This window comes from Acinetobacter sp. UBA2063 (assembly GCF_002333245.1).
Classification (GTDB): Bacteria; Pseudomonadota; Gammaproteobacteria; order Pseudomonadales; family Moraxellaceae; genus Acinetobacter; species Acinetobacter parvus.
The window spans coordinates 1-3,109 of the sequence record NZ_DDAH01000070.1; the positions used below are offsets into that span (position 1 = coordinate 1).

At 38.7% G+C, this 3,109-nt stretch carries 3 protein-coding genes; 2 read left to right on the plus strand and 1 reads right to left on the minus strand.

Annotation, left to right across the window (positions count from 1 at the left end; translation table 11 throughout):
* Positions 1-59: 59 nt before the first annotated feature.
* Together tfpZ and B4H32_RS03260 are read left to right on the plus strand one after the other, a co-directional pair.
* Positions 60-794, plus strand: coding sequence for a TfpX/TfpZ family type IV pilin accessory protein (gene tfpZ / locus B4H32_RS03255; RefSeq protein ID WP_286799965.1), 735 nt, complete (start codon positions 60-62; stop codon positions 792-794).
* Positions 795-871: 77 nt separating this feature from the next.
* Positions 872-2,512, plus strand: a complete 1,641-nt coding sequence (locus B4H32_RS03260; protein ID WP_286799966.1) for a PglL family O-oligosaccharyltransferase — start codon at positions 872-874, stop codon at positions 2,510-2,512.
* A 69-nt stretch (positions 2,513-2,581) separates the two neighbouring features.
* Here the strand turns inward: B4H32_RS03260 and bfr are convergent, their stop codons facing one another.
* Complete coding sequence (gene bfr, locus B4H32_RS03265; protein ID WP_004678753.1) at positions 2,582-3,046, minus strand: heteropolymeric bacterioferritin subunit Bfr; 465 nt, start codon at positions 3,044-3,046, stop codon at positions 2,582-2,584.
* Between the last annotated feature and the right edge of the window lie 63 nt (positions 3,047-3,109).

Sequence of the window (3,109 nt, forward strand, 5' to 3'; positions counted from 1 at the left end):
CTTATTATGAATTGCTAGAGAGTCTTTTTTTAAAAAATTTATAAATAAAGTTGAGTGAAATGTCTAAACGCCTAAAATTTTTTTTCACCCATTTATTGCTTTCATTTTTAGTCGCTTTATTCGTGATTGGATTGGTCTTTTTTATTTGGTATCCATCACCATTCACACAAGCAGTAGGTGTAACACATATTTTTTTAATGATGTTAGCGATTGATGTCATTATTGGTCCAATTTTAGGCTTACTTGTGTATAAAGAAGGCAAAAAGACCTTAAAAATGGATTTGAGTATTATTATCACCTTGCAGCTGTGCGCATTAGTTTATGGCATATACAGTATTGAACAGGGGAGACCAGTATGGATTGCTTATTATGTAAATGGATTTGAATTGATTCGCAAAAATGAAATGCTTGAGGATGGTATTCAAAAAGCATTACCCCCATATCAGCATCCTTCATGGTTTCAACCTCAATATGTAGGTGTGGAACTTGCCAAAGATATCCAAACTCGCAATGATGATACATTTGCAGAAGTATTTGGCGGTATTTCAATTGCCCAGAAACCAGAACGTTATGTACCGTTGGATAAAGTAAAAAAACAGATTCAACAACATGCACAAAATTTGGATGCGTTAAACCAGTTTAACGATAAAGCTTCGGTGGAAAAGACATTATCTAAGTATCCCCAAGCAACTGCGTTTATTCCTTTAAAAGCCAATGCCGTTGACATGACCGTTCTCATAAACAAAGAAAAAGGTGAAGTTGTAAAGATTGTTGATTTGAGACCTTGGAATTAATAGAAACACTAAGCTATAAAACCAGTTTTATTGAGCTTCAATGTATAATGCAGTGAAGCTCTTTTTTATATCGAAATATGCAATCATTATGTCTATTACTCGCAGCGCTGCTGCTCAGCTTCGCCTGGCTATCGCCATTCCACACCTATCCCTGGGTGACATTTTCCAGCGAGCTAGCTACTTTCGCTGCTGCATTGGCCTTACTTGCACTTTTTCTAAATCGAAATATTCAGATACCCAAACTGCAGCTTTATATATTGCCAGTTGCATTTGTTCCATTATTGCAGTGGAGCTTTGGTTTAGTATTTGATTTTAGTATTGCCTTATTGAGTAGTGTGTATTTACTGGGTTTCTGGTTCATGGTGGTGATGGGATATAACCTATCGTTACAACCAAGTGCTCGTGAACAGTTGATGCAAAGGACCTGTTGGCTATTACTTATTATCGCGAGTGTTACCAGTCTGATGGCGATGGTGCAATGGTTAGGGCTTGAATCAAGTTTATATGGCATTATGCAGCTTAAAGGTAATCGTCCCTATGCCAATTTTGGTCAGCCCAATAATATGGCGACTTTTTTAGTCATGGGGTTAATGGGGGCTTTATATTTATATGAAAAACATAAAGCTTCTGTATGGCTGCTTGATTCTGCAAGTTTGGTCATCCTGTTTGCAATTGCATTGAGTCAGTCCCGCACATCATGGGTAGTATGTTTATTTATTTTCATCTATTGGATTTACAAACAGTTTAAGCAAACTCCACGTTTGAATGTTCTCAAGCTGTCGTTATGGTGCATTGGGTTTTTTGCAATAGCAGCTTGGGGGATTCCTGCCTTTACCCATGCAATTGAAAGCTCTACAGGAACGGCGGTCATTGAAGCTGATAGCATTGTAGAACGAGCAAGCTCTGGCTATTTACGTTTCGAAATCTGGACCCAAATGCTTTTGGCATTAAAAGAACAGCCGTGGTGGGGATATGGCTGGAATCAAACCAGTGTTGCACAAATGACGATTTTCCATCTACATCCGTCACATGAATGGGTCACCAGTGGGCACAATGTGTTACTGGACATCTTAATTTGGAATGGCATTCCACTGGGACTTTTGATTATTGCCTATATGGCAGTATGGTTGCTTTGGCTCAATAAAAATACCAAAGACACTATTTCAATTATCGCGATGCTGATGGTGAGTGCCATCCTGATCCATGCAATGCTTGAATTTCCACAGCGTTATGCCTATTTTCTATTGCCCATGGGCTTTCTGTTGGGATTGATTCAGGCTCAAACGCCTAACCTAAAAGGGATCACGCTTCATAAAAATGTGATTCGTGGTTGCTGGGTGATTTCGCTGGTTTTGCTATTCATGATCTGGAGGGACTATAAAGTTTATCAGGAAAACAGCCAATTGCTATTCAAGGGACAGCAACCTACAGCAGAAATTATGGGGAGTTCACGTATTTTATTACTTAGCCAATTCCAGCAACGTCTGGTTTGGATTGCACTAAAACCAACCGTGTCTATGTCGGATCAGGATTTAATGCAGTGGAGTGATATGGTTAAGAACAAGGCAACACCTTATAACCTGAAAAAATACGCCCAGTTATTGGTTTACAACCAGAAAATGGCTGAAGCAGAGCAGCAACTTTTTATATTGCAACAATTGTATGGAGAGAATATAAGGTTGGCTGATATTGTTGAATTAAATCAACATTTAGAATAGTAGTCTTTACTTGGCTTTATGCTAGGCTGAAACTAAAGATTACCTTGGTTTCAGCCTGAAATTGACTGTTTAAATCTGACTTTGGATATAGTTTTCAATACCGACATTTTTAATGAGGTCGAGTTGGGTATCGAGCCAATCCCAATATTCTTCTTCTTTTTCTAGAATTTCCTGTACCAAATCACGGGTCACATAGTCCTGTTGAGCTTCTGCAAGTTCAACCGCCTGTTTAATTGCGGCTATATTCTCCTTAACCTTGCGAATGTCACAATTCAGAACTTCCTCGGTATGCTGGCCGATATAGAGTTTGCCGAGGTGTTGTAGATTCGGTAATCCCTCTAAAAATAAGATACGTTCAATAATCTTGTCCGCATGCTTCATTTGGCGAATGGACTCTTTATATTCGGCTGAACCCAATTGCGAGATTCCCCAATCATTAAACATGCGGGAATGTAAAAAATACTGGTTGATTGCAGTTAAATGGTGATAAAGCACCTGATTCAGTTGATTAATGACTTCACGATTGCCTTTCATTGCACTTACTCCATAACACCATGATGCCCTAGTTTTTAAGGCAATTTATCCGAATAGCCGTAA